A 22,678-nucleotide genomic window follows, 5' to 3' on the forward strand; every position below is an offset into this window, starting at 1 on the left:
AAAGGGACATCCGCCATGCTCCGACGCCTCGACTCCCCCGGCCGTGCGGCCCCCGGCCCCACCCGCGGCACACCGGACGACCGACCCGCCCCCTCCCGTCGCGCCCTGCTGCGCGGCGGCGCGGGCCTCGCCGCCGGCGCCGCCGCCACCGCCGCACTCACCGGCTGCGGCTCGACCATCGCCCAGGGCTTCACCGGCGGCGAACCCCCCGCCGACCGGCTCAACTTCTGGAACCCCTTCACCGGCGGCGACGGCGAGCGCATGGTCGCCATGCAGGAGCTGTACGAGAAGGCCCACCCGGACAGCACGCTGCGGGCCACCACCTTCGTGTGGGGCAACCCGTACTACACCAAGCTCAGCCTCGCCACCATCGGCAAGCGCCCCCCGCACGTCGCCATCGCGCACCTGTCGAAGCTGCCGGTGCTCGCCCAGGCCGGGCTGCTCAGCGAACTGCCCGCCGACGCGCTCGCCGCGCAGGGCATGACGCCGGAGAAGTTCGACGCCAAACCCTGGCGCAAGTCACACGTCGACGACCGGCTCTACGGCGTGCCGATCGACACCCACCCCTTCGCGCTGTACTTCCGCACCGACATCGCCGAGAAGGCCGGCCTCCTCGAAGGCGGCGAACTGGCCGACGTCGACGGCCCGGACAAGTTCGCCGACGCGCTGCGCGCGGCGAAGGAGGTCACCGGCGTCTGGGGCGGCTCGGTCGCCTCGATCAAGGACACGGCCACCCAGTTCCGCATGTTCCTGTCCTTCTACAGCCAGCTCGGCGGCCGGCCGCTGGTCGCCGACGGCGGGTCCAGCGTGCGGGTCGACCTCGACGCGGCCGAGGAGGCGCTCGCGTACATCCAGCGCCTCGGCAAGGAGAAGCTGATCCCCACCGGCGCGAACGGGCAGGCCGCCATCACCCTGCTCACCAACGGCGAGGCCGGGTTCCTGATGGACGGCGTCTGGCAGATCGTCGCCGTGCTGGACTCGGGGGTGAAGTTCGACATGCGGCCGCTGCCGCGGGTCTTCGACGACGCCCCGTACGCCTGCTTCGCCGACAGCCACGCGCTGGTGCTGCCCCGGCCGCCCAAGGAGGACGACGCCCGCCTGGAGCTGTCGCTGGAGTTCACCGCCTCGCTGCTGGACTCCAGCAAGCTGTGGGCCGAGGGCGGGCACATCCCCGCGTGGCTGCCGACCCAGCGCTCGGCCGCGTACCAGGAACTGACGCCCCAGTCGCACTACACCGCCGCCGCCGAGGGCGCCGTGTACGACCCCGTCGCCTGGTACGGCGGCGCGGGCAGCAACCTGCAGAACCGGGTGGGCGACGCGGTCAGCGCCGCGCTCGCCGGCCGGGCGACCCCCCGCGCCGCCGCGAACCGGGTCCGCTCGGTGCTCACCAAGCTCGCGGACGTCGAATCCCCGATCTGAACACCGCCGCCCCCCATCCCCTCGAACGAAAGGCACCCCCGTGGCGAGTACAGCCGGCACCGGCGCCCTCACCCCCGACCGGTCAGGGGCCGGCCACGTCCGCGGCCGGCTCGCGGGCCCGGCCCTGATCGCGCCGTTCGCGCTCTTCTACATCGTTTTCCTGGTCGGCCCGCTCATCTACACCTTCGTGGCGGGCTTCTTCAACGGCAGCCTGCTGCGCGAGGGCTTCGGCAGCTGGGTCGGCTTCTCCAACTACGCGGACGTGCTGAACGACGCCGAGTTCTGGCGCACCCTGAAGCACACCCTGTGGTTCACCGTGCTCACCACCATCCCGCTGGTGCTGCTGGCGCTGGTGCTGGCGATCCTCGCCGACCGGTTCGTACGCGGCCGGTGGTTCATCCGCTTCGCCTTCTTCGCGCCGTACGTCATCCCCTCCGCATCGGTCTCGCTGATCTTCATGTGGGGCGTCCTCGCCGACCAGACGGGCCTGGCCCAGGACTGGCTGAAGGCGCTCGGCGTCAGCTCGCCGCCGTCCTGGCTCGGCGACCCGAACTGGGCGATGTGGTCGCTGGCCGGCGTCACCGTCTGGTGGACCATCGGCTTCAACTTCGTGCTCTACCTCGCGGGCCTCCAGGAGATCCCCCGGGACGTCCACGAGGCCGCCGCCATGGACGGCGCCGGCCCCTGGCAGCGGATCCGGCACGTGGTCATCCCGATGCTGGGCCGCACGACGACGCTCGTCACCGTGCTGCAGATCGTCGCGTCCCTGAAGGTCTTCGACCAGATCTACATGATGACCGCGGGCGGCCCCGACGGCTCCACCCGGCCGACGCTCCAGTACATCGTCGACACCGGCTTCACCGACGGCCGCACCGGCTACGCCTCGGTCGTCTCCCTCTTCCTCTTCCTCGTCATCCTGCTGATCTCCCTGGTCTGGTTCTTCCTCGTCCGCCGGGCAGAGAAGGAGAGCTGAGCCATGGCCCACACCAAAGAAGGCCCCGCCGCCACCGCCGCCGCCGCGCCCGCCCCCGCGGACGCCGCCCCCGCGCCCCGGCGCGGGTACGACGCCGAGAAGCTCTTCAACCGCGTCGCGCTCGGCGTCCTCGTCGCCTTCGCGCTGCTCTGGCTGGTGCCGCTGCTGTTCGCGACCGCGATATCCATCCGGCCCGCCGACGAGATAGCCGTCGACCCGGCGTCCTGGTTCACCTCGAACCCCACCTTCGCGGCGTACGAGGACCTCTTCGACAAGGGCAAGCTGCCCTACTGGTACGCCAACAGCTTCATCGTCTCGCTGCTGACCACGGTGCTCACCGTCGTCACCGCCTCGCTCGCCGCCTTCGGCCTGTCCCAGGTGCGCTTCCGCTTCCGCCGCGGGGTGTTCCTGCTGCTGCTCGCCGGGATCATGATCCCCATGCAGGTGCTGATGATCCCGCAGTTCCTCGCGCTGCAGGAGGTGGGCCTGCTCAACACGTACTGGGGCGTGGTGCTGCCGCAGGTCCCGAACGTCGTCGCCGTCTTCGTCTTCAAGCAGTTCTTCGACGGCATCCCCAGGGAGCTGATCGAGGCCGCGCGCGCCGACGGCGCCGGCTGGCTGCGCACGTACTGGCAGATCGTGATGCCCGTGGCCCGGCCCGCCGTCTCCGCCGTGACGATCTTCGTCTTCGTGCAGGTGTGGAACAACTTCCTGTGGCCGCTGCTGGTGGTCACCGACCCGGAGATGATGACGCTGCCGGTCGGGCTCAACTCCGTACAGGACGCCTTCGGCATCCCGTACGCGCAGCTCATGGCCTCCGCCGTGCTGGGCGCCATCCCGCTGCTCGCCGTCTTCGCGCTCTTCCAGCGCCGCATCGTCGAGGGCATCGCCGGTACGGGCCTGAAGTAGGCCCGCACGCCCCCGAGAACCACCGCCAACGCTCCCGGAGAAAGGCACCGCATGCCGCACACCGCCAGGTTCACCGTCGACCCCGAGTTCGTCATCGGCGAGGTGGACCCGCGCCTGTACGGAACGTTCGTCGAGCACATGGGCCGCTGCGTCTACACCGGGATCTACGAGCCCGGCCACCCCACCGCCGACGCCGCCGGCTTCCGCGGCGACGTCGCCGCCCTGGTCCGGGAGCTGGGCACCGGCCTCGTCCGCTACCCCGGCGGCAACTTCGTCTCCGGCTACCACTGGGAGGACGGCGTCGGCCCGGTCGCCGAGCGGCCGCGCCGGCTCGACCTCGCCTGGCGGTCGGTGGAGACCAACGAGGTCGGCACCAACGAGTTCCTGACCTGGGCCCGGGGGCTGGGTCTGGAGCCGATGATGGCCGTCAACCTCGGCACCCGCGGCATCGACGCCGCCCGCGCGCTCGTCGAGTACTGCAACCACCCCGGCGGCACCGCCTGGTCCGACCTGCGGATCAGCCACGGCGTCCGCGAGCCGCACGGCGTGCGGCTGTGGTGCCTGGGCAACGAGATGGACGGCCCGTGGCAGACGGGGCACAAGTCGGCGCGCGAGTACGGCCGGCTGGCGGCCGAGGCCGGCAAGGCCATGCACCAGGTCGACCCGTCGATCGAGCTGGTCGCCTGCGGCAGCTCCAACGCGCAGATGCCGACGTTCGGCACCTGGGAGCGCGAGGTGCTGGAGGAGACCTACGACGAGGTCGACTACCTGTCGCTGCACGCCTACTACGAGGAACTGGACGGCGACCGCGCGAGCTTCCTCGCCTCCGGCGCGCACATGGACCAGTACATCTCCGACGTGGTCTCCACCGCGGACCACGTGCGGGCCGTACGGCGGGCGGACAAGCGGATCAAGCTCTCCTTCGACGAGTGGAACGTCTGGTACGCGGCCCGCTTCCCCGGCGAACGGAACCTGGCCACCGCCGAGACGCCGCGGCTCATCGAGGACACGTACTCCGTCACCGACGCGGCCGTCGTGGGCTCCCTGCTCATCACCCTGCTCCGGCACGCCGACCGGGTCGCCGTGGCGTGCCTGGCGCAACTGGTCAACGTGATCGCGCCGATCCGCAGCGAGCCCGGCGGGCCCGCCTGGCGGCAGACCGTCTTCCACCCCTTCGCGCAGGCCGCGCGGTTCGCGCGCGGCAAGGTGCTGCGCACCGGGGCCGACCGGACGGGCGCGCGCGTCGAGACGCCGCGCCACGGCGACGTCCCCGCGCTCGACCACGTGGTGACGTACGACGAGGAGAGCGGCGATCTGACGATCCTGGCCGTCAACCGGGCCCAGGACGAGCCGCTGCGGCTGTCGGTCGCGCTGCGCGGGTTCGGCGCGGACGGCGCGGCGGCCGGCGGGGCGCACGGGTACACGGTCCTCGAACACCTGGTCCTCGCCGACGACGATCACGACGCGGCGAACACGGAGGCCGATCCGGGGCGGGTACTGCCGCGGTCCGTGGCCACCACCCGGATCAGCGCAGACGGCGAGCTGGAGGCCGAACTGCCGTGCGTATCCTGGAACGTGCTCCGGCTGCGGAAGCGGGGTGCGTGACCACGGCGGGCAGGCAATCGAAACTGGCGTAAAACTCCGTACATCCCTCGGCCCCTCTCGGGAGTCGTACGTCGTGACCCGCACCCTGGTCGTCGACCTGGTGTGAAGCTCGCTACACCTAAGGCCCTTTTTGCATGAACCATGGGCGTTCTTCGCAAATCTGGCCTAAAGTTCCGGGAGCGAAAGGTGCGCGTCGACCAGGGGAGGATCGCGTGCGCCTCATCAGTCGCGATGTGCCAGGGGGGAACATGCGGCGTATCGGAGTGGCCGATACCGAGATCATGACGGCGGAGCCGAGACGCGGGACCCGCGTCCGCTCCGCCGCGGCGAAGCCGGCGTGGTACCTGCCGGCGGCCCTCGTCACCGACGCGGCGGGGATCGCCATCCCCGTCGTGCTCGTCTTCGTCACCACCCGGCAGCCGTATCCGGCGCTCTGCGCCGCGCTGGCCGCCGGCGGCTGGCTCGCCGTGCGGGCCGCGCGGCGCCGCTACTCCGCGCGGCAGCTCGGCGAGTCGGGCGCCGTGGTGCCGCTGCTCCAGGACTGGCTCCTGCTCTTCGGCGTGCTCGCCGTCGTCCGGGCGTTCACCGCCGACAGCGCCGCGGAGCCGCAGCCGGCGCTGCTCGCGCTGCTGCCCGGGCTGGTGCTGACCGTCGTCACCGCCAAGCTGCTCCACCACCACCTCGTCGCGGCCCGCCGGGAGGGCCAGGCCGTCCGGCGCGTGCTGGTGGTCGCGGAACCGGCAACCGCCGACCACGTCGTCGGCCAACTCGCCGCCCGTACGGACCACGAGTACGTCGTCGTCGGCGTCGTCCCGGTCGGCGAGGCCCCGCTGTCCTGCGGCGCCCCGGAGGCCGCCCGGCTGGGACCGGTCCCCTCGGACCGGGCGGGCTGGGACGCCCAGGCGGTGCTGTCCGCCGCCCGGGAGCACGGCGCCGAGCTGGTTCTCGCCGCCCCCGGACCGCTGCTGCCGGCGTCCCGGCTGCGGCAGTTGGCGTGGGCGATGCACGACGCGGGGCTGCCGCTGGCCGTCCTGCCGGGCATAGCCGAGGTCGCCGAGCGGCGGCTGCGGCTGTCGGTGGTGGCGGGCCTGACGCTGCTGCACATCGCGCCGCCGCTGCGGCGCGGCGCGCAGTCGACGCTGAAGGCGGCGAGCGACCGCGTCGCCGCGGCCGTCGGCATCGCGCTGCTGGCGCCGGTGTTCGCGCTGATCGCGGCGGCGGTGAAGTTCACCTCGCCGGGACCGGTGTTCCACAAGCAGACCCGCCTCGGCCGCGGCGGGGCGCCGTTCACCATGTGGAAGTTCCGCAGCATGGTCGAGGACGCGGAGCAGCAGAAGTCCGCGCTGTCCGTGGTCAACGAGCACGACGGCAGCCCGATCTTCAAGATCCGCCGCGACCCGCGGGTCACCCGCGTCGGCGAGGCGCTGCGCCGCAGCTCACTGGACGAACTGCCGCAGCTCTTCAACGTGCTGCGCGGCGAGATGTCCCTCGTGGGCCCGCGCCCCCCGCTGCCGGAGGAGGTCGCCCGCTACAGCGACACCGAGCTGCGCCGGCTGGCGGTCAAGCCCGGGATGACGGGCCTGTGGCAGGTCAGCGGCCGCTCGGACCTGACCTGGGACGAGACGATCGCGCTGGACCTGCACTACGTCGAGAACTGGTCCTTCGCCCACGACATGGACGTGATGGCCCGCACCCTGCGCGCGGTCGTCGACGGCCGGGGGGCGTATTGAGGTACGGAACGACCGCTCGGACCGCGCGCCGGTCCGGCTCCTCGGAGCCGGCCGGCGCCGCGGTGCGGTCTGTGTCAGGCACCCGCCGTCGCCGTACTGCGCCAGTCCTCATACACCGCCGCGATGCCCTCCCGCAGGGGGATCTCCGGGCGCCAGCCCAGCTCCGTGATGCGCGAGACGTCCAGCAGCTTGCGGGGCGTCCCGTCCGGGCGGTCGGTGTCGAAGGCGATACGGCCCCGGTAGCCGACCACGTCCCGTACGGTCTCGGCCAGTTCCCTGATCGTCAGGTCCTCGCCGCAGCCGACGTTCACGGGACCGTCCGCGTCGTAGCCCCGCAGCAGCGCGAGGCACGCCGCCGCCAGGTCGTCCACGTGCAGGAACTCCCTGCGGGGCGTTCCCGTGCCCCAGAGCACGACCTCCTCCGCGCCCGACTGGCGCGCCTCGTGGAAGCGGCGGACGAGGGCGGGCAGGACGTGGCTGGTCTCCAGGTCGAAGTTGTCGCCGGGGCCGTAGAGGTTCGTCGGCATCGCCGAGATGTACGCCGCGCCGTACTGCCTGCGGTACGCCTGCACCTGCTCGATGCCGGCGATCTTCGCCAGCGCGTACGCCTGGTTCGTCGGCTCCAGCGGGCCGGTCAGCAGCGAGTCCTCGCGGATCGGCTGCTCGGCGAGCTTGGGGTAGATGCACGAGGAGCCGAGGAACAGCAGCCGGGGGACGTCCGCCGCGTGGCTGCCGGCGATGACGCTCAGCTGGATGCGCAGGTTGTCCTCCAGGAACTGCACCGGGAAGCGGCTGTTCGCCATGATCCCGCCGACCTTGGCCGCCGCCAGCACCACCGCGTCGGGCCGCACGGCCGCCAGCCAGGCCGCCGTCCCCTCGGCGTCGCGCAGATCCAGCTCCGCACGGGTGCGGGTCAGCACCTCGTACCCGTCGGCGGTAAGCCGCCGCGCGACGGCGGAGCCGACCAGCCCGCGGTGCCCCGCGACGAAGACCCGCGCACCGGGCGGCAGCAGAGCCCCGGGCGCGGGCGGGGACAGTTCGTTCGATGGCGTCATAAGTAGGGATTCTGCCATCCGGCGGAATGATCAGAGGATGGAACCATGGGCAAGACGGCCCTCATCACCGGGGTCACGGGCCAGGACGGCTCGTACCTCGCCGAGCTGCTGCTCGGCAAGGGCTACACGGTGCACGGCCTCGTCCGGCGCTCGTCGTCGTTCAACACCGAGCGGATCGACCACATCTACGAGGAGCCGCAGGAGCCCGGCCGCAAGCTGGTGCTGCACCACGCGGACCTCACCGACGGCGTGGCGCTGGTGAACCTGCTGCGCGACCTGGCGCCCGACGAGGTCTACAACCTCGGCGCCCAGTCGCACGTCCGGGTCTCCTTCGACGCCCCGCTGTACACCGCCGACGTCACCGGCCTCGGCTCCATGCGGCTGCTGGAGGCAGTGCGCGCCGCGGGCATCGACACCCGGCTCTACCAGGCGTCGTCCTCGGAGATGTTCGGCTCCGCCCCGCCGCCGCAGAACGAGCGGACCCCGTTCCACCCGCGCAGCCCGTACGGCTGCGCCAAGGTCTTCGGCTACTGGTCGACGGTGAACTACCGGGAGGCGTACGGCCTCTTCGCGGTCAACGGCATCCTGTTCAACCACGAGTCGCCGCGCCGCGGTGAGACCTTCGTCACCCGGAAGATCACCCGCGCCGTGGCGCGGATCAAGGCGGGTCTCCAGGACCGCCTCTACATGGGCAACCTCGACGCGGTACGCGACTGGGGCTACGCCCCGGAGTACGTCGAGGCGATGTGGCTGATGCTCCAGCGCGACGTGCCGGACGACTACGTGGTCGCCACCGGCGAGGCCGGCAGCGTCCGCCAGTTCCTGGAGGCCGCGTTCAGCACCGCGGACCTCGACTGGACGGAGTACGTCCGCTTCGACCCGAAGTATGAGCGCCCCAGCGAGGTCGACGCGCTCATCGGTGACGCCACGAAGGCAGGCGATCTGCTCGGCTGGAAGCCGCAGGTCAAGTGGCCCGAGTTGGCCCGGATCATGGTGGAGGCGGATATCGGGGCGCTCGACGCCGAACTCGCCGGTGCCACCGTCAGGATCGACAGGTAAACACGGATATTCTCTCCCCGGACTCGCGACGCGCGGCCGCAGGGGACGACGGCCCAGGGGGGCACATGCACAAGCACAGAAGAACGCGGAAGTGGGGCGCACTCGGCGTCGCCGTGGCGGTGGTGACCGGGACGCTCGTGACGGTCGGCGTCACGTACTCCTCGCCCGAGGCCGAGGCGGTGACGCCGCCGGTCGCGATGACCGCCGACGACCTGGCGACCTGGCAGACCAACGGCGTGGTGTGGTCCATGGCCGAGTCGAACGGCGTGGTCTTCGCGGGCGGTACGTTCTCCGCCATCCGCCCGCCCGGCGCGGCGGCCGGCACCAGCGAGACGAAGGTGGCGAACTTCGCGGCGTTCAACGCGGCGACCGGCGAGCCGACGAGCTGCAAGCTGAACTTCACCATCGGCTCCGGCACCGCCACCGTCCGCGCGCTGACCGTCTCCCCCGACGGCAAGACGCTCTACGCGGGCGGCGAGTTCGGCTCCGTCAACGGCGTCTCGCGCAGCCGCGTCGCGGCCATCGACATCGCCTCGTGCTCCGTGAAGACCGGCTTCAACGCCGGCGCCGTCTCCGCCCGCGTCTACGGGCTGGACGCCGCGGCGAGCGGCCGGCTGTACATGGCCGGCGACTTCAAGACCGTCCGCGGCGAGAGCCGGGTGAAGTTCGCCGCCCTCAACGCGACCACCGGCGCGCTGAACTCCTGGAAGGCCAACGCGGGCCCGGACCGGGCCGGCCGCGTCATCGAGGAGACCCCGAACGGCCAGCACGTGGTCGTCGGCGGCGACTTCAACGGGCTCAACGGCGACAGCAGCGTGCACGGCCTGGGCGTCGTCCGCGCCGACACGGGCGCGACCGTACGGGCCTTCAAGGGCGTCAGCAACAACACGAACAACCCGTACGAACTGCACTGGAACTCCCTCGTCAAGGGCATCTACATCGACGAGTCCGGCATCTACACCGCGCACGAGGGCCACGGCGGCGGCGTCTTCGACGGCCGCCTCGCGATGAACCTCAACAGCAGCTTCACCCAGCGCTGGCGCGACACCTGCCTGGGCGCCACCCAGGACGTCACCGTCTACAAGGACGTGCTGTACAGCGTCTCGCACGCGCACAACTGCAGCAGCATGGGCCAGTTCCCCGAGCTGAACGAGCGCCAGCACATGCTGGCCGAGTCCGTGGACAACCCCAAGCCGCTGCTGTCCTGGTTCCCCGACACCGACGACGGCCCGTCCGGCACCGAGCAGATCGGTCCGCGCGTGATGGTCACCTCGTCCAGCGGCGGCAAGGACTACATGTGGATCGGCGGCGAGTTCACCCGGATCCAGTCCAACGGCAACAAGCTCCAGCAGGGCCTGGTCCGCTTCGCCAACACCCCTGACTCCCGCAAGCCCGTCGCCGGCGCCACCGGCGTGACGGCGGCGAACGTCGACGGCGGCGTGCGGCTGCGCTGGAAGGCCGGCTGGGACCGCGACGACAGCAAGCTGACGTACACGATCTACCGCAACGGCGAGGCACTGGCGACCAAGCCGACCCTGGACTCCAACTTCTGGACGCTGCCGCAGGGCACCTTCACCGACAGCACGGTCAAGCCCGGCACGTCGTACAGCTACCAGATCACGGCGAGCGACGCCGTCGGCAACACCACCGCCAAGTCCGCGGCGGTGACGGTGACCACGCCGGGCACGCCGGCGGAGACCACGGTCGAGCGCACCGCGACCGCCGACGCCTACGTCAACGGCTCCGCGACGAGCACCAACTACGGCTCGCACAACCAGCTCCTGGTCAGGAAGACCTCCCCGTACCTCAGCTACCTGCGGTTCTCGCTGCCCCAGGCGCCGAGCGGCATGACGCTGAAGTCCGCGAAGCTGACGCTGCGCACCACCAACGACGCCAGCGCCGGCACCCCGGACACGATCAGCGTGCAGCCGGTCACCGGCGCCTGGTCGGAGTCGGAGGTGACGTACGCGGGCCGGCCGGAGCTGTCGTCCACGGTGCTGGGCACGTTCACCGGCGCGACGGAACTGGACACCGACTACACCGCGTCGCTGTCCGCCGCCCAGCTCGCCGGTTCGCTGGGCGACACCCTGGACGTGGCGCTGACCAGCGACGGCACCGACGCCTGGTGGGTGCGGGCGCGCGAGACCTCGTACGCCCCGAAGCTGACGCTGACGTTCGGAGCGGGCTGATGCGCGCCCGTACGGCACGAGGGCCGCGCACGGCGCTGGCGGCGGCGGCCGCCGTCCTCGCCCTGGCCCTGGCGGGCTGCAGCGGGGGCGACGACGACGGTGACGACGCGGCCGCCAAGCCGTCGGCGTCCCAGCAGGACGGCGACCGCGCCCCCAAGGACCCGGGCCCGGTGGACGAGGAGAAGGCCGACGACACCGAGAAGGTGCCGGAGGAGGACCTGGAGCCCGCCGAGGGCGAGTTCTCCGAGAAGGAGAAGACGTACCTGAAGGACCGGGTGCCCGAGGGTGTGGACCCGGCGGCGATCCTGGAGGCGGGCGAGGAGGCCTGCGCCAAGATCGAGAGCGCGGCGGCGACCGACGAGAAGCTGGCCCGGGAGGCCATCCGCTCCGGTGACATCGCCAACGCCGAGGACGCGATCCGCACCCTGTGCCCCCAGTACGAAGACCTGCTGTAGGAGTCCGTCTTGAAGAGACTGCCCATCGTCGTCGCGATACCGACCAAGAACGAGGCCGAGAACATCGCGACGACGGTGCGGTCCGTCATCGACCACTTCGAGGCCGTGGTGGTGGTCGACTCGGACAGCACGGACGACACCCGCGCCCTCGCGGCGGACCAGGGCGCCGAGGTCGTCCCGTACACCTGGGACGGCAAGTACCCGAAGAAGAAGCAGTGGTGCCTGGACCACATCCACCCCGAGCTGGACTGGATGCTGTTCATCGACGGCGACGAGACCCCGAGTCCGGAGCTGATCACCGAACTGCACCGCATCTTCGACCCGGTGGCGGCCGACGGCACGCGCAAGGTGGCCCCGGCGGCGTTCGACATCCCGCTGGGCTACTGGTTCGCGGGCAAGCGCCTCCGGCACGGCTACACCATCGTCAAACGCGCACTGATGGACCGCACCCGCGTCCGCTTCCCGGAGTTGGGCGACCTTGACGCGCCGGGCATGGGCGAGCAGGAGGGCCACTACCAGCCGCTCGCGGACGGCCCGGTGGTGCGGCTGAACGCGACGATCGAGCACGAGGACCTGGACCCGGTACGCACGTGGTTCGAGCGGCACAACCGCTACTCGGACTGGGAGGCGTGGCTGGAACTCCACCCGGAGGTCCGCGAGGAGATCCGCCAGGCGAAGACCCGCCAGGGCCAGCTCTTTCACAAGGCCCCGCTGAAGCCGCTGGTGTCGTTCGCGTACGCCTACGTGTACAAACGCGGCTTCCTCGACGGCCGCGCGGGTCTGGACTACGCGCTGGCGATGAGCTTCTACCGCTGGCAGATCGGGCTCAAGACCCGGGAGGAAAGCGCGTAGTTTCCCCTCACGGAGTGACCCCGGCTCGCTACTGTGCGTAGAGAGGCGAGGGGTGAGGTGAACGCGGTGACGACGCTTGAGAACTCCCAGCCGCCGGTGCAGTGGCGGTACTGCGGCAACCAGACGAAGCGGTGGCGGACGCGGGCCGGTGTGAGCCGGGAGGAGCTGGCGACGGAGGCGGGGTACGCCTACGACACGGTGAAGATGATGGAGCAGGGTCGTCGCCGTCCGACGCCGCGGTTGTTGCAGGTGGCGGATGAGATGTGCGATGCGCAGGGGATGTTGGTGGCGGCACTGGGGTACTTGCAGCCGGAGAAGTTCGCGTCGTACTCGCAGGAGTACATGGCGTACGAGGCCGAGGCTGTCGCTCTGAGCTTCTACCAGCCCCACTACGTTCCAGGCCTGTTGCAGACGGAGGAGTACGTCCGCGCGGTTCTGTCTGCGTTCGTGCCTCCGCTTGATGCGGAGACGTTCGAAGAGCGGGTGAAGGCACGTCTGGAGCGGCAAGCACTGCTGGCGATCGGGAGCCGCTCGTTCAGCTTCGTCGTCGAGGAGGCAGTACTGCGCCGCCGCTTCAGCAGTGAGGAGGCGCACGAACGGCAGTTGCGCCGACTGCTGGATGTCGCCGAGCAGCGCAACGCCACCGTGCACGTGATGCCATCTGATCGCGGCCTCCACCCCGGCCTCCGGGGCCCGCTGGTCATCCTCGAAACGCCTGAGCACGAGCACCTCGTCTACGCTGAAAGCCAGGCAGGCGGGGTGCTCTACGCTGATGTGGAGAGGGTCAATATCGCGATGCGCCGCCGTGACATGATCGCGGGCGAGGCCCTGTGCCCCGGAGACTCCGTACGGCTCATTACGCAGCTGCTGGAGGAGCGATGATGAACAGGCTCGACTGGTTCAAGTCCAGCTACAGCAACGACGAAGGCGGCGAGTGCATCGAAGTAGCCGTCGCCTGGCGCAAGTCCAGCTACAGCAACAGCGAAGGCGGCGAATGCGTCGAGGTCGCCCCCGTCCCCGGCGCCGTCCACGTCCGCGACTCCAAGGACCCCCACGGCCCCCACCTCTGCTTCACCCCCGAAGCCTGGTCCGCCTTCCTCACCCACACCACCACCCCCCACGCCTGAGCCCGCCGGACCCACGCTCACTGTTCGGGCACGAAATCGTCACGGATCTCACCGCTGACACGCGGGGTGCCCGCTGCTATGCAGGCATGAACCGAGTGTCAGAGCCTGAGTGGACAGCTGGGGGAAAGTCGTGGCAGAGCAGTGGGCAGGGCGGACGTTCTCGAAGAACATGCGGTTCAACGACCTGTTCGGCGCGGGATACACCGCGCACGGGGACTTCACCTTCACCGTGGGTGAGGACGGGGAGGTCAGCGGACAGGCCGCCGTCGCCTACGAGTTAATCGTGGACGTCGGTCGCATGAACACGATCATTGAGTACGTGAGGGAAAAGGGGCAGGAAGTGCTCGGCGGTCTCGGCCCGGTGGGAATCGCGCTCGGCAGCATCGGCGAGTTCGGCCGGCTCATGCGCGTGGGCTATGAGACCGAGCAGCAGCTCACGATCCTGTCGGGACCGATCTCCGGGGCCATGATCTCGGACACGCTCAAGCTCCAGTGGTCGGCGCGGAAGCAGCGGGACTTCAAGGGCATACCGCTCAGGGTCTACTACGAACACCAGGACAAGAAGGATCCGATCAGCAAAAATCCGCTGTCGGTCGAGTCGCCCTGGCCCGGTGAGGCGAATGTCGACCAGTGGCAGGCCATGACGGCGTACCAGAGTCCTGCCTCCAAAGGCGACACGAAGACCGAGACGAGCGCGTACTGGACGGCCCACCGCGTCGGATGAAACCCGGGCACGTGCGGAGCTTGGCAAGGACTCGTGAGCTGCCAAGCCTGCTGCGACGCCCCAGCGGGCGCGGCTGGGCCTGCCGCAGGAACTGGGCTTCGTCTCGGGTATGACCTGCTGGCGTCGGCTGCGGGACTGGAACGAGGCCGTCCGGACTGGTCGCGCTGCGTGGTCGACTCCTCCCACGTCAGGGCGACCGGCGGCCACCGCAACGACGTCACCCAGCTCCTGCCGCCACTCGACATGATCCCGCAGGTACGCGGGCGGGTCGGCCGTCCCCGTCGCAAACCCGATTCGCCGTTCGCCGACCGCGGATACGACCACGACGTCTAGCCCGGCTTCACGGCTTCCGACGCCTGCGCATCCGCTGGGAACGCAGGGCAGACATCCACGAAGCGATCCTCAAACTCGCCTGCTGCCTCATCACCCCACCGACAACTCAGCTCATTGCTTTAGCTTGTTCTTTAACCTCTGGCCCTGTACTGGGGAGGTGCCCCGCGGCGCTCTGGGCGTTTCCCTCACCAGTTGGTGGCAGTGTTCCGTGCCGGGGTCAGGGGCGAGTGTGCTTGCCGTCGAGCCACAGGGTGTCTGACTCGTCGCGGTGTGAGCCGTTGGTTCCGACGTGCTTGGCGTCGATCTTCGCGCCCTTCTTGATGACGTGCACGAGCGCCATCCCGTGTCCGCGGCCCAGGCCGTAGTCTTCCTTGAGCCACTGCAGGATCGTTCCCGCCTTCGTGGCCGGCTCGTCGAAGCCGCGCTCTTGTGCGAGGGCGATGAACGCACGCGGCGTCAGCCCGGTCTTGTCCTCGATGGTGTCCAGGTATGCCTGAAAGGACATGCTCTCCCTTTCCCGTCGGTGTACTTCCAGCTTGGCCACCGCCAGGGAGGGTCTGCCGGCGGTCTGAATCTGTAGACCGCTCCCGCATCCAGAACTCATCGCTCGCCTTGCGGTGATCCGGATCTGCTTCTCGTGGATCCGGCCCCGAACGACGTGGCGTAGACGCTCGCCGCTTGTGGATTCGCCGGGTACGTGGACGACCCTCGCATGATCATTCGTTCCCCTGCCCGACCTCCGACCGGAGCGACCCGCATTACTGCACCCGACCCAACCGTCCAGGCGATGATCGAGGGCCGCAGAGCCGACACCGGACGACGGCGCCAACGCGTGCTCACCGCCCTGGCCCAGGCCGCGAAGGAGTGCGACGACGACCTGGCCGCCGCCCGCGCCGCGAACCGCGAGCTGATGGCCCAGCTCAATCGTCAGGAATCAGCACGCTCGTGAGTAAACACATTGAGCGTTCAGCGTGCGGACTTCCTGGCCGTCGTGGAGGCGGGCAGCGGCCGGCGGCCCGGCGCTTGGCTGCGGCCTGCGTGTCCGCGGCGCAGGGGGTCGCAGTCGTGCGCGCCGCACAGGATCAGAGCCGGACGAAGGCGTCCGGTGGTTCCGGGACCCGTCCCGGACCGGTGGCGGTATACCTCGGCTACCGACGCACCATCCGAGTGAAGGGAGTCTGATGAGCAGATTATTCGGTGCTCTGGCGCTTTCCGGCGTGACGCTGGCCGCTTTGGCGGTGGCCCCGTCTGCCTCCGCGCAGGACGACGGTCAGGCCGAGCGGTCCGCGGCCACCTGCTACGCGAATTCCTGCACGGGGCTGGACCCGGAGAGGACCGGGTGCGCTGCCGACGCCTTCTCTCCTTACACCGTGTACTCCGGCCCCGGCCTCACCAGGAAGCTGGAACTGCGGTACAGCCCGACCTGCCGGGCGGCGTGGGGGCGCATCAGCAACGTCAACGAGTACACCTACGTGTACATCCACAACAGCTCCGGGGCGACGTACGGGAATAGCCCCACCTACCCCGCCACGTCCGCGTACACGGCCATGGTGAACGACGCGGGCCTGACCGCCTGGGCCTGCGGGCCCGACGCTTGCACGGACAAGTATTAGCCTCGATCTTTCGTGACGGTCCGTCGGATTCTCTGGCGGGCCGTTTCGGTCGTCCGGGGTGGGTGCTTCGCGAGGCGGAGGATGCGGCGTCGGCCCGCGGAGACGAGTGGGGGGGGCGGCGGAGAACAACCGCAACCTCAGGCGCTTGGGTTCCCACAGCCGGGCGGGGCCGGTCAGGGCCGGCATCGGCATCCAGGCCAGCAGGTCGAGGGGGAGCTGGACGATCTCCAGCCAGACCTGGTTCTGCCTGGTGTCGTGGAGAGACAGGTTGGTAAGGCCGGTGGCGCGGGCGGCGCGGATGCGGTCCTCAGCGCGGGCCCGCTGGCGGTGGCGCAGCTCCAGCTCAGCGATCGGGGCGTGGGCGGTGTTGGTGGCGAAGCAGGTCAGCCGCATGCCCTGGGGCCGGCCGTCCCAGCACATCTCCGGCGAGTTCGGCGGCCCAGGCACTGTCACGGAGCTGGCCGCCGGGTTCGACGGCCGGTGTCCACGCCGATGCGGGGATCTTCAGCACCGTCTGAGGGATCTGCTCGGTGATGGTCATGCCCACCGAGTACGACATCGGGCACCGGGTCGTATGGGGTTTCCCGCCTGGTGTCGTTCGCTTCCCTCAGCAGCGGGGTCATTGCCGAGTTCGCCGAGATCTCCACCGCCGGACGAACGGGGAGGAAGGCGGCGCGATGCTCCGGAAGAGGTCCGTGATTCGCCCGGCGCCGGTGTTCTCACTCCCGGATTCGGCCGGGTGGGCATGTTTCCTCAGACCGGTTGAGGGCACGCTGGGGCTGGCGAGGTTCACGTGAGAGACGTCGGACTCGCCGCTCCTGCGGCCCAGGACGGTGTGCGGCCCGCACCGGACGACCAGCCGCTCCGGCGAGGGAACGGTGCGCTCACGTCGTGGTCGACGGCGGAGGACGACCGGAGCGGAGGCCATCGATGAGTCCAGGACGCCCGAACGGCCATGACGTGCGCAGGCGCACGATGCTGATCAGCGGGGTCGCCGGTGCGCTGGCGCTGGGCACACCGGCCCGGGCGGCAGGCGGCGAGCCGGACCGACCGGTCAACATCCTGTTCGCGATCGCGGACGACTGGGGCTACCCGGACGCCGGCGCCTACGGTTCCCGGGCCGCGGGGACGCCGACGTTCGACCGGCTCGCCGCGGAAGGCGCGCTGTTCACGCGCGCCTTCTGCGCGGCCCCCTCGTGTACGCCGTCACGGAACGCGATCCTCACCGGCCAGGCACCGCACCGCCTCGGGGCGGGAGCGAACCTGTGGTCCGAGCTCCCGGCCACGTTCGACGTGTACCCCGACCTCCTCGGGCAGGCGGGATACCGCATCGGCCGGATGCGCAAGGGCTACGGCCCGGGTGTGTCCCCGGAGTGGCCGCACGACCCGGCGGGGCCGGGCTTCCCGTCATTCGACGAGTTCCTCCGACAGCAGCCGGAGCGGACACCGTTCTGCTTCTGGCTCGGTTCCTCCGATCCACACCGGCCGTACGACCCCGAGCTCGGCGAGCAGTCCGGCATCGACCCGGCCGCCGTGGACGTCCCGCCGTATCTCCCGGACACGCCGGAGGTCCGCGCCGACATCGTCAACTACCTCGCCGAGGTGCGGCGCTTCGACCGCGAAGTCGGCGACGCCCTGCGGCTCCTGGACGAGCGAGGGCTCGCCGGGAACACGATCGTGGTGATGACCGGAGACCACGGCTGGCCCTGGCCGCGGGCCAAGGCCAACACCTACGACGCCGGCACCCGCGTGCCGCTCGCGATCCGCTGGCCGGGCCGGGCAAGGCCCGGGACCGTGATCGACCGCCTGACGGTGCTGAGCGATCTCGCTCCCACCTTCCTCCACGCCGCCGGGATACCCGCACCGCCGGCGATGACCGGGCAGTCGCTGGTGCCGGCCCTCTCGGGCACGGCCGCCCCGCGCGAGTTCGTCGTCATCGAGCGCGAGCGGCACGCCCGCGCCCGGGAGGGGAACCTCGCGTACCCCGTCCGTGCACTGCGGACGGACAGGTGGCTGTATATACGCAACTTCTTCCCGGAGCGCTGGCCCGCCGGCGACCCGGACTTCGACCTGGGCCTGCAGGGGATCTTCGGCGACATCGACGCGGGGCCCACCAAGACACAGCTCCTGGAGAACCGGCACGAACCGGAATTCGCCAGGGCCTTCCAACTGGCCACCGGCAAGCGGCCGGAGGAGGAACTCTACGACCTTGCATCCGACCCGCACAGCCTGGAGAACCTCGCGGACCATCCCGGACGTGCCGCGGTGAAGGCCCGGCTCCGGAAGCAGTTGCGGAACTGGATGCGCCACAACGGCGACCCGCGCGCCGTCGACCCACGGACCGGTTTCTGGGACAACGTCGAGTACTACGGGTGACGCCGCCTCAGCGCCGGACCTCGTCGTAGACGTTCAGGAGGGTGTCCACCACGCCGTCGATCGCGAAGCGGTCGTTGATCAGGCCCCAAGCCGCCTGCGACGCCTCCTCGTTGGCCGCCGGGTCCAGCAACTCCAGTACGGCCTGGCCGACCAGGGGGCCGTTGTCCTGGTCGGCGCGGCTGTCGAGGACGCGGCCCGCGCCGGCCTCCGCGACGTCGGGGCCGAGGCCGCAGGTGCGGGTGATCACGACCGGGACGCCGACCGACAGAGCCTCCAGGACCGAGACCGGGAACGGCTCGACAACCGATGGGAGAACGTAGACGTCGGCGGTGCGGTGCTGGGCCAGGACCTCGTCGGGGGTGAGGGAGCCGACGTACGACACCGAGTCGGCGACCCCGAGTTCGGCGGCCAGCCGCATCATCGGCTCGGCCAGCGCGCCGGTGTCGGGTCCGGCGAGGACGAAGCGGGCGTCCGGGTACTTCGCCAGCACCACGGGGATCGCCCGGATGAAGTCCTCCGGCCGCTTGCGCTCCTGCACCCGCGCGACGTACACGATCGTCGGCGGCCCCGAGGTCCGCGCCGGCCTGCGCTCCTGCGGCAGTACGCCGTTGACGAGGCGGCGCGGGCGGTTCAGCGGCGTGTCCGGGATGACCGCCTGGATCTCGCCGTGCTCGAACTCCGTGAGGTACAGCGTCGCGTCCGCCTTGCGCAGCGCGCGGCGCAGCCCGAGCACGTCGACGGCGCGGGCGACCGGCTTCTCGGTGGGGTCGATCATGCCGTGGGTCTGCAGCACCACGGGCACCCCGGCCTGCTGCGCGATGAGCGCGAACGGCAGCGTGATGAGGTCCCGCATGAGGTGGACGTGCACGACGTCCGCGGAGCGGACGAGGCGGCGGGCGCGCGCCAGCAGCGCGGGCGAGGTGATTCCGCTCACCTCGAAGCGCGGCAGCACGTGCTTGGCCTGGTACATGAAGGTGGGCACGCCGTCGATGTCGCGGGGCAGTGGTCCGTCGAAGCCGTCGCCGAGGGTGGCGATGCGCGAGTCGACGCCCCGGGCCCGCAGCCCCTTGGACAGGTTGAGCGCGACGCGCGTGGGCCCGCCGAAGTCGTTCGTGGGCGTGTGCAGCGTGACGACATGCAGAACTCGCAAGACGGTCCCCTCCTCGGCACCCCCCGGCACCGTACGTATGTTCCCGGAGCCTACCCGCCGCACAACCCCGAGCCTATTTAGACTGTCTTCGGTTGCGGGACGGCTATTCAGGGCGATACGGGGCGGGGGCAGTTCAGGCGATGACGGACCAAACGGACGGGCCGCGGTCCGGCGGGGGCGACGGCGCGGGCCGGGTGCCGCTCGACGAGACCGTGCAGATCCGGATGGCGCCGCTCGCCGCCAAGGCCGCCCGCCGGGCGCGGGCGTCGGCCGAGAGCTCCGGCGACGGCGATGTCCCGGGTGACGTTCCCCGCGGCACCGACCGCCGCGCCGCCGGTGCCCGGATCCGGCGGCCGTTCGCCCCCTTCGTCATCCCGAAGAGCCCCGCCCCGCGCGCCGTGCTCTCCCGCGCGCTCGCCGTCCCGCTCGTCGTCGCCCTCGTCTTCGTCCTGCCCCTGGCCGTCGCCGGCCGCTCCCAGCCGGACGTCCGCGACGCGGTGTTCTGGCTCCAGCTCGCCACCACGTGCTACGCGGGCGCCCGCCTCTCCGCGATGATCCTCACCACCCGGCGGCGGCTCATCCAGGGCACGGTCTGGCTCTTCTGCTACGTCGCGATGGGCGTCGCCCCGCTCGCGCAGATCGTGCTGGAGCAGACCCCGACCCCCGTGGTCGGCACCCGCGGCGACTTCACCATGGCGGTGGCCCTGGTGCTCGCCGGCTTCGTCGCCTTCGACGTCGGCGCGCTGCTGTCGCGGCACGCCTCGGAGGCGCGGCTGAGCCGGCCGCGGCCGGTCGCCTCGGTCAACAAGCGCCGCCTGTACCTGCTGGTGATCCTCGCGTACGCCGGCAGCGCCCTGCTCATCGTGTCCTTCGGCGGCCCGGCGCCGTTCTTCGGCAGCCGCCAGGCGATCAGCGACGAGCTGACCGGCGGCGGCACGTCGGACTCGCAGGTCGGCTCGGCGTTCCTGCGCGGCTTCGGCACGGTGCCCGCGCTGCTGGCGCTGCTGATGCTGACGCGCTGGCTGGTGATGTCGCGGCGGGCCAGGCGGCAGCCGTCCGTGGTGCTGCCGTGGGCGGGGCTGGTCCTCATCAACGCGATCGTCAACAACCCGATCTCCAACCCGCGGTACTGGTTCCTCACGGTCGCCTTCGCCCTGCTCTTCACCGCCTTCCCCCGCAGCCCCGTGGTGTACCGGGCGGCCCTCGCCGGGGGCGTGGCGGCGGCGGTGCTGCTCTTCCCGTTCGCGGACAAGTTCCGCTACGACGAGGGCGGGCGGAAGCAGACGCAGTCGGGCTCGGTGCTGGAGCCGCTGGTGATGAAGGACTACGACCAGACGGTGATGTTCGCGAACACCATCTCCTACGTCGACTCCGGCACGGGCCACACGTACGGCAAGCAGCTGGCGTCGTCGGCGTTCTTCTTCGTGCCCCGCTCGGTGTGGGAGGACAAGCAGCTCGACTCCGGCGTCAAGGTGGGCACGTGGATGGGGATGACGAACGTCAACCTGTCCTCGCCGCTGTGGACGGAGCTGTGGCTGGACTTCGGGCCGCTGGGCATGGCGGGCGGGCTGCTGCTGGTGGGGTACGCGGCGGCGCGTACGGACCGGAGGTTCGCCGAGTCGGGGCACATGTCGCGGGATCCGGGGAACGTGATGGCGACGGTCGTCCCGCTGATCGCGGGGTACTCGTTCATCCTGCTGCGGGGGCCGCTGCTCCAGGCCACGGGGCGGATCGGGATCGCGGTGCTGTGTCTGGCGCTGGTGACGACGTTCCGGCCGGAGGAGCACAAGCGGCTGCACTGACCGCCTTCCGGCGGGAGCGGCGGGAGGGCGGACCGGGGGGCGGGGTGACCCGTTCCACCGGCGGGGTCCGGTGCCGCGTTCCGGCGGGGTGCGGCGGGCCGTAGGCTCGGGGCGTGGATGTCGAGGATGATCTTCGGGGCGCGCTCGGACGGCAGTTGGCAGGGGTCGGCACGCGGCGGGCGGGAGCGGCCGTGGAGCGGCTCATCGCCGGCTACCGCGGCGACGGCCCCGCCCCCGCGCTGCGCGACCGGGACGACGTGGCGGCGTACGCCGCGTACCGCATGCCCGCCACGTTCCAGGCCGTGCGGGCCGCCCTGGGCGCGCTGGCCGACGCCGCGCCCGGCTGGGCGCCGGACAGCCACCTCGACGTCGGCGGCGGGACCGGCGCCGCCGTCTGGGCGGCGGCAGCCGTCTGGCCGGAAGGCGGGCCGCGCCCGACCGTCGTCCTCGATCGCGCCGAGCCCGCGCTGGCGCTCGGCCGCGAGCTGGCCGCCGGTGCCTCCGCGCCCGCGGTACGCGCCGCGCAGTGGCGCCGCGAGGCGCTCGGTGCCGCCCGGACGGGCACCGGGCGGGTCCGGAACCAGCCGGCGGACGACACCCGGCACCGGCAGCCGGGCGGCTCCGGTGGCCGCCCGGCGGACGCCTCGGCGGGCGGCCCCACGGCCGGCTCGGCACACGGCCCAGGGGTCGGCTCGGCAGACGGTACGGCAGGTTCCGCATGGGCGCCGGCCGGGCTCGTCACCGTTTCGTACGTGCTCGGGGAGCTGTCCGAGGACGTCCGGCGCGAGGTCGTCGCGGAAGCGGCCCGCGGGGCACGCGGCGCCGTCGTCGTCGTGGAGCCGGGGACGCCGGACGGCTACCGGCGGGTGCTCGCGGCCCGGCAGCAGCTCGTGGAAGCCGGGTTCGAGGTGCTGGCGCCGTGCCCGCACAGCGCGGCGTGCCCGATGGAGGGGACCGCCGACTGGTGCCACTTCGCCGCCCGCGTGCAGCGCTCCGCGCTGCACCGCCGGGTCAAGGGCGGCGAGCTGGGGCACGAGGACGAGAAGTTCTCGTACGTCGCGGCGGTACGGCCCGGAGGGACCGCCGGGACGGGGGCCGCGGCGCCGGCCGCCGCCCGCGTCGTACGGCATCCGCAGCTGCGCAAGGGCCTGGTGCTGCTGGAGCTGTGCACGGCCGGCGAGGGGCTGGCCCGTACGACCGTGTCCAAGCGGCAGGGCCCGCGCTACCGCGCCGCCCGGGACGTGCGGTGGGGCGATGCGTGGCCGCCGCCGCAGGACGACGGCCACGCCGGGGGCGCCGGGGCGTAG

The 22,678-nt window shown here is 71.3% G+C and carries 20 protein-coding genes and 2 pseudogenes; 18 read left to right on the top strand and 4 right to left on the bottom strand.

Features of this window, described 5'->3' with window-relative positions:
* The first annotated feature begins 15 nt into the window (after window positions 1-15).
* The 5 genes from LG396_RS36480 (at window position 16) to LG396_RS36500 (ending at window position 6,636) form a co-directional block, all read left to right on the top strand.
* The gene (locus LG396_RS36480; protein ID WP_263980032.1) at window positions 16-1,419 is read left to right on the top strand and encodes an extracellular solute-binding protein; all 1,404 of its coding nucleotides are present in this window, start codon (window positions 16-18) and stop codon (window positions 1,417-1,419) included.
* Between the two features lie 40 nt (window positions 1,420-1,459).
* Window positions 1,460-2,392, top strand: coding sequence for a carbohydrate ABC transporter permease (locus LG396_RS36485; protein ID WP_018840369.1), 933 nt, complete (start codon window positions 1,460-1,462; stop codon window positions 2,390-2,392).
* Between the two features lie 3 nt (window positions 2,393-2,395).
* Window positions 2,396-3,301 carry a carbohydrate ABC transporter permease gene (locus LG396_RS36490; RefSeq protein WP_225797996.1) on the top strand — a complete coding sequence of 302 codons (906 nt, stop codon included), beginning with the start codon at window positions 2,396-2,398 and terminating at the stop codon, window positions 3,299-3,301.
* Window positions 3,302-3,352: 51 nt separating this feature from the next.
* Entirely contained in the window at window positions 3,353-4,906 is a 1,554-nt protein-coding gene (gene arfA / locus LG396_RS36495; protein ID WP_225797997.1) for an arabinosylfuranosidase ArfA, read from the top strand.
* 263 nt (window positions 4,907-5,169) lie between these two features.
* A complete protein-coding gene (locus tag LG396_RS36500) occupies window positions 5,170-6,636 on the top strand; it encodes a sugar transferase (protein ID WP_225798021.1) in 1,467 nt (488 codons plus the stop codon).
* Window positions 6,637-6,710: 74 nt separating this feature from the next.
* Here LG396_RS36500 and LG396_RS36505 read toward each other — a convergent pair whose 3' ends face one another.
* Window positions 6,711-7,691, bottom strand: coding sequence for a GDP-L-fucose synthase family protein (locus LG396_RS36505; RefSeq protein ID WP_225797998.1), 981 nt, complete (start codon window positions 7,689-7,691; stop codon window positions 6,711-6,713).
* A 45-nt stretch (window positions 7,692-7,736) separates the two neighbouring features.
* Between LG396_RS36505 and gmd the strand changes: the two genes are divergently transcribed.
* The 8 genes and pseudogenes from gmd to LG396_RS36545 all read left to right on the top strand — a co-directional run.
* On the top strand, window positions 7,737-8,750 hold the full coding sequence (gmd, locus tag LG396_RS36510; RefSeq protein ID WP_225797999.1) for a GDP-mannose 4,6-dehydratase: 1,014 nt from the start codon (window positions 7,737-7,739) through the stop codon (window positions 8,748-8,750).
* A gap of 65 nt (window positions 8,751-8,815) precedes the next feature.
* A complete protein-coding gene (locus tag LG396_RS36515; RefSeq protein WP_225798000.1) occupies window positions 8,816-10,939 on the top strand; it encodes a CBM96 family carbohydrate-binding protein in 2,124 nt (707 codons plus the stop codon).
* Complete coding sequence (locus LG396_RS36520; protein WP_225798001.1) at window positions 10,939-11,394, top strand: hypothetical protein; 456 nt, start codon at window positions 10,939-10,941, stop codon at window positions 11,392-11,394. Before LG396_RS36515 ends, LG396_RS36520 begins: the two co-directional genes overlap by 1 nt.
* A 9-nt stretch (window positions 11,395-11,403) precedes the next feature.
* Window positions 11,404-12,246, top strand: a complete 843-nt coding sequence (locus LG396_RS36525; RefSeq protein ID WP_037748187.1) for a glycosyltransferase family 2 protein — start codon at window positions 11,404-11,406, stop codon at window positions 12,244-12,246.
* Window positions 12,247-12,312: 66 nt separating this feature from the next.
* Complete coding sequence (locus tag LG396_RS36530) at window positions 12,313-13,128, top strand: helix-turn-helix domain-containing protein (RefSeq protein ID WP_225798002.1); 816 nt, start codon at window positions 12,313-12,315, stop codon at window positions 13,126-13,128.
* Window positions 13,125-13,373, top strand: coding sequence for a DUF397 domain-containing protein (locus LG396_RS36535; protein ID WP_225798003.1), 249 nt, complete (start codon window positions 13,125-13,127; stop codon window positions 13,371-13,373). The genes LG396_RS36530 and LG396_RS36535 overlap by 4 nt, the downstream gene beginning before the upstream one ends.
* 130 nt (window positions 13,374-13,503) lie before the next feature.
* Window positions 13,504-14,097, top strand: a complete 594-nt coding sequence (locus LG396_RS36540; protein ID WP_225798004.1) for a hypothetical protein — start codon at window positions 13,504-13,506, stop codon at window positions 14,095-14,097.
* 79 nt (window positions 14,098-14,176) lie between these two features.
* Window positions 14,177-14,553, top strand: a pseudogene (locus LG396_RS36545) (IS5/IS1182 family transposase); the annotation flags it as partial.
* A gap of 94 nt (window positions 14,554-14,647) precedes the next feature.
* Here the strand turns inward: LG396_RS36545 and LG396_RS36550 are convergent.
* Window positions 14,648-14,935 (bottom strand): DUF4287 domain-containing protein, encoded by a 288-nt coding sequence (locus LG396_RS36550; protein ID WP_225798005.1) that lies wholly within the window; start codon window positions 14,933-14,935, stop codon window positions 14,648-14,650.
* A gap of 282 nt (window positions 14,936-15,217) precedes the next feature.
* On the opposite strand from LG396_RS36550, the gene LG396_RS36555 reads away from it, so the two are divergent.
* Both LG396_RS36555 and LG396_RS36560 read left to right on the top strand, forming a co-directional pair.
* A complete protein-coding gene (locus LG396_RS36555) occupies window positions 15,218-15,379 on the top strand; it encodes a hypothetical protein (RefSeq protein WP_158697675.1) in 162 nt (53 codons plus the stop codon).
* 232 nt (window positions 15,380-15,611) lie between these two features.
* A complete protein-coding gene (locus tag LG396_RS36560; RefSeq protein WP_225798006.1) occupies window positions 15,612-16,043 on the top strand; it encodes a DUF2690 domain-containing protein in 432 nt (143 codons plus the stop codon).
* Here LG396_RS36560 and LG396_RS36565 read toward each other — a convergent pair.
* Window positions 16,040-16,602 (bottom strand): annotated as a pseudogene (locus tag LG396_RS36565) (transposase); the annotation flags it as partial. The gene LG396_RS36560 and the pseudogene LG396_RS36565 overlap by 4 nt on opposite strands.
* 371 nt (window positions 16,603-16,973) lie before the next feature.
* Here LG396_RS36565 and LG396_RS36570 point away from each other — a divergent pair.
* Window positions 16,974-18,419, top strand: a complete 1,446-nt coding sequence (locus tag LG396_RS36570) for a sulfatase family protein (protein WP_225798007.1) — start codon at window positions 16,974-16,976, stop codon at window positions 18,417-18,419.
* Window positions 18,420-18,426: 7 nt separating this feature from the next.
* Here LG396_RS36570 and LG396_RS36575 read toward each other — a convergent pair whose 3' ends face one another.
* Window positions 18,427-19,569, bottom strand: a complete 1,143-nt coding sequence (locus tag LG396_RS36575) for a glycosyltransferase (protein WP_225798008.1) — start codon at window positions 19,567-19,569, stop codon at window positions 18,427-18,429.
* A gap of 140 nt (window positions 19,570-19,709) precedes the next feature.
* On the opposite strand from LG396_RS36575, the gene LG396_RS36580 reads away from it, so the two are divergent.
* Window positions 19,710-21,371, top strand: a complete 1,662-nt coding sequence (locus LG396_RS36580) for a hypothetical protein (protein ID WP_225798009.1) — start codon at window positions 19,710-19,712, stop codon at window positions 21,369-21,371.
* A 191-nt stretch (window positions 21,372-21,562) separates the two neighbouring features.
* Entirely contained in the window at window positions 21,563-22,678 is a 1,116-nt protein-coding gene (locus tag LG396_RS36585) for a small ribosomal subunit Rsm22 family protein (RefSeq protein ID WP_372483634.1), read from the top strand.

The sequence above is a fragment of the Streptomyces aculeolatus genome (genome assembly GCF_020400605.1).
Lineage (GTDB): Bacteria > Actinomycetota > Actinomycetes > Streptomycetales > Streptomycetaceae > Streptomyces > Streptomyces aculeolatus.

What these genes read in the sequence shown, in the direction of transcription:
- LG396_RS36580 (WP_225798009.1), top strand. Translation starts at nt 19,710, where the DNA reads ATGACGGACCAAACGGACGGGCCGCGGTCCGGCGGGGGCGACGGCGCG.
- LG396_RS36555 (WP_158697675.1), top strand. Translation starts at nt 15,218, where the DNA reads ATGATCGAGGGCCGCAGAGCCGACACCGGACGACGGCGCCAACGCGTG.
- LG396_RS36515 (WP_225798000.1), top strand. Translation starts at nt 8,816, where the DNA reads ATGCACAAGCACAGAAGAACGCGGAAGTGGGGCGCACTCGGCGTCGCC.
- gmd (WP_225797999.1), top strand. Translation starts at nt 7,737, where the DNA reads ATGGGCAAGACGGCCCTCATCACCGGGGTCACGGGCCAGGACGGCTCG.
- LG396_RS36480 (WP_263980032.1), top strand. Translation starts at nt 16, where the DNA reads ATGCTCCGACGCCTCGACTCCCCCGGCCGTGCGGCCCCCGGCCCCACC.
- LG396_RS36535 (WP_225798003.1), top strand. Translation starts at nt 13,125, where the DNA reads ATGATGAACAGGCTCGACTGGTTCAAGTCCAGCTACAGCAACGACGAA.
- LG396_RS36550 (WP_225798005.1), bottom strand. Translation starts at nt 14,935, where the DNA reads ATGTCCTTTCAGGCATACCTGGACACCATCGAGGACAAGACCGGGCTG.
- LG396_RS36560 (WP_225798006.1), top strand. Translation starts at nt 15,612, where the DNA reads ATGAGCAGATTATTCGGTGCTCTGGCGCTTTCCGGCGTGACGCTGGCC.
- arfA (WP_225797997.1), top strand. Translation starts at nt 3,353, where the DNA reads ATGCCGCACACCGCCAGGTTCACCGTCGACCCCGAGTTCGTCATCGGC.
- LG396_RS36570 (WP_225798007.1), top strand. Translation starts at nt 16,974, where the DNA reads ATGAGTCCAGGACGCCCGAACGGCCATGACGTGCGCAGGCGCACGATG.
- LG396_RS36505 (WP_225797998.1), bottom strand. Translation starts at nt 7,691, where the DNA reads ATGACGCCATCGAACGAACTGTCCCCGCCCGCGCCCGGGGCTCTGCTG.
- LG396_RS36520 (WP_225798001.1), top strand. Translation starts at nt 10,939, where the DNA reads ATGCGCGCCCGTACGGCACGAGGGCCGCGCACGGCGCTGGCGGCGGCG.
- LG396_RS36490 (WP_225797996.1), top strand. Translation starts at nt 2,396, where the DNA reads ATGGCCCACACCAAAGAAGGCCCCGCCGCCACCGCCGCCGCCGCGCCC.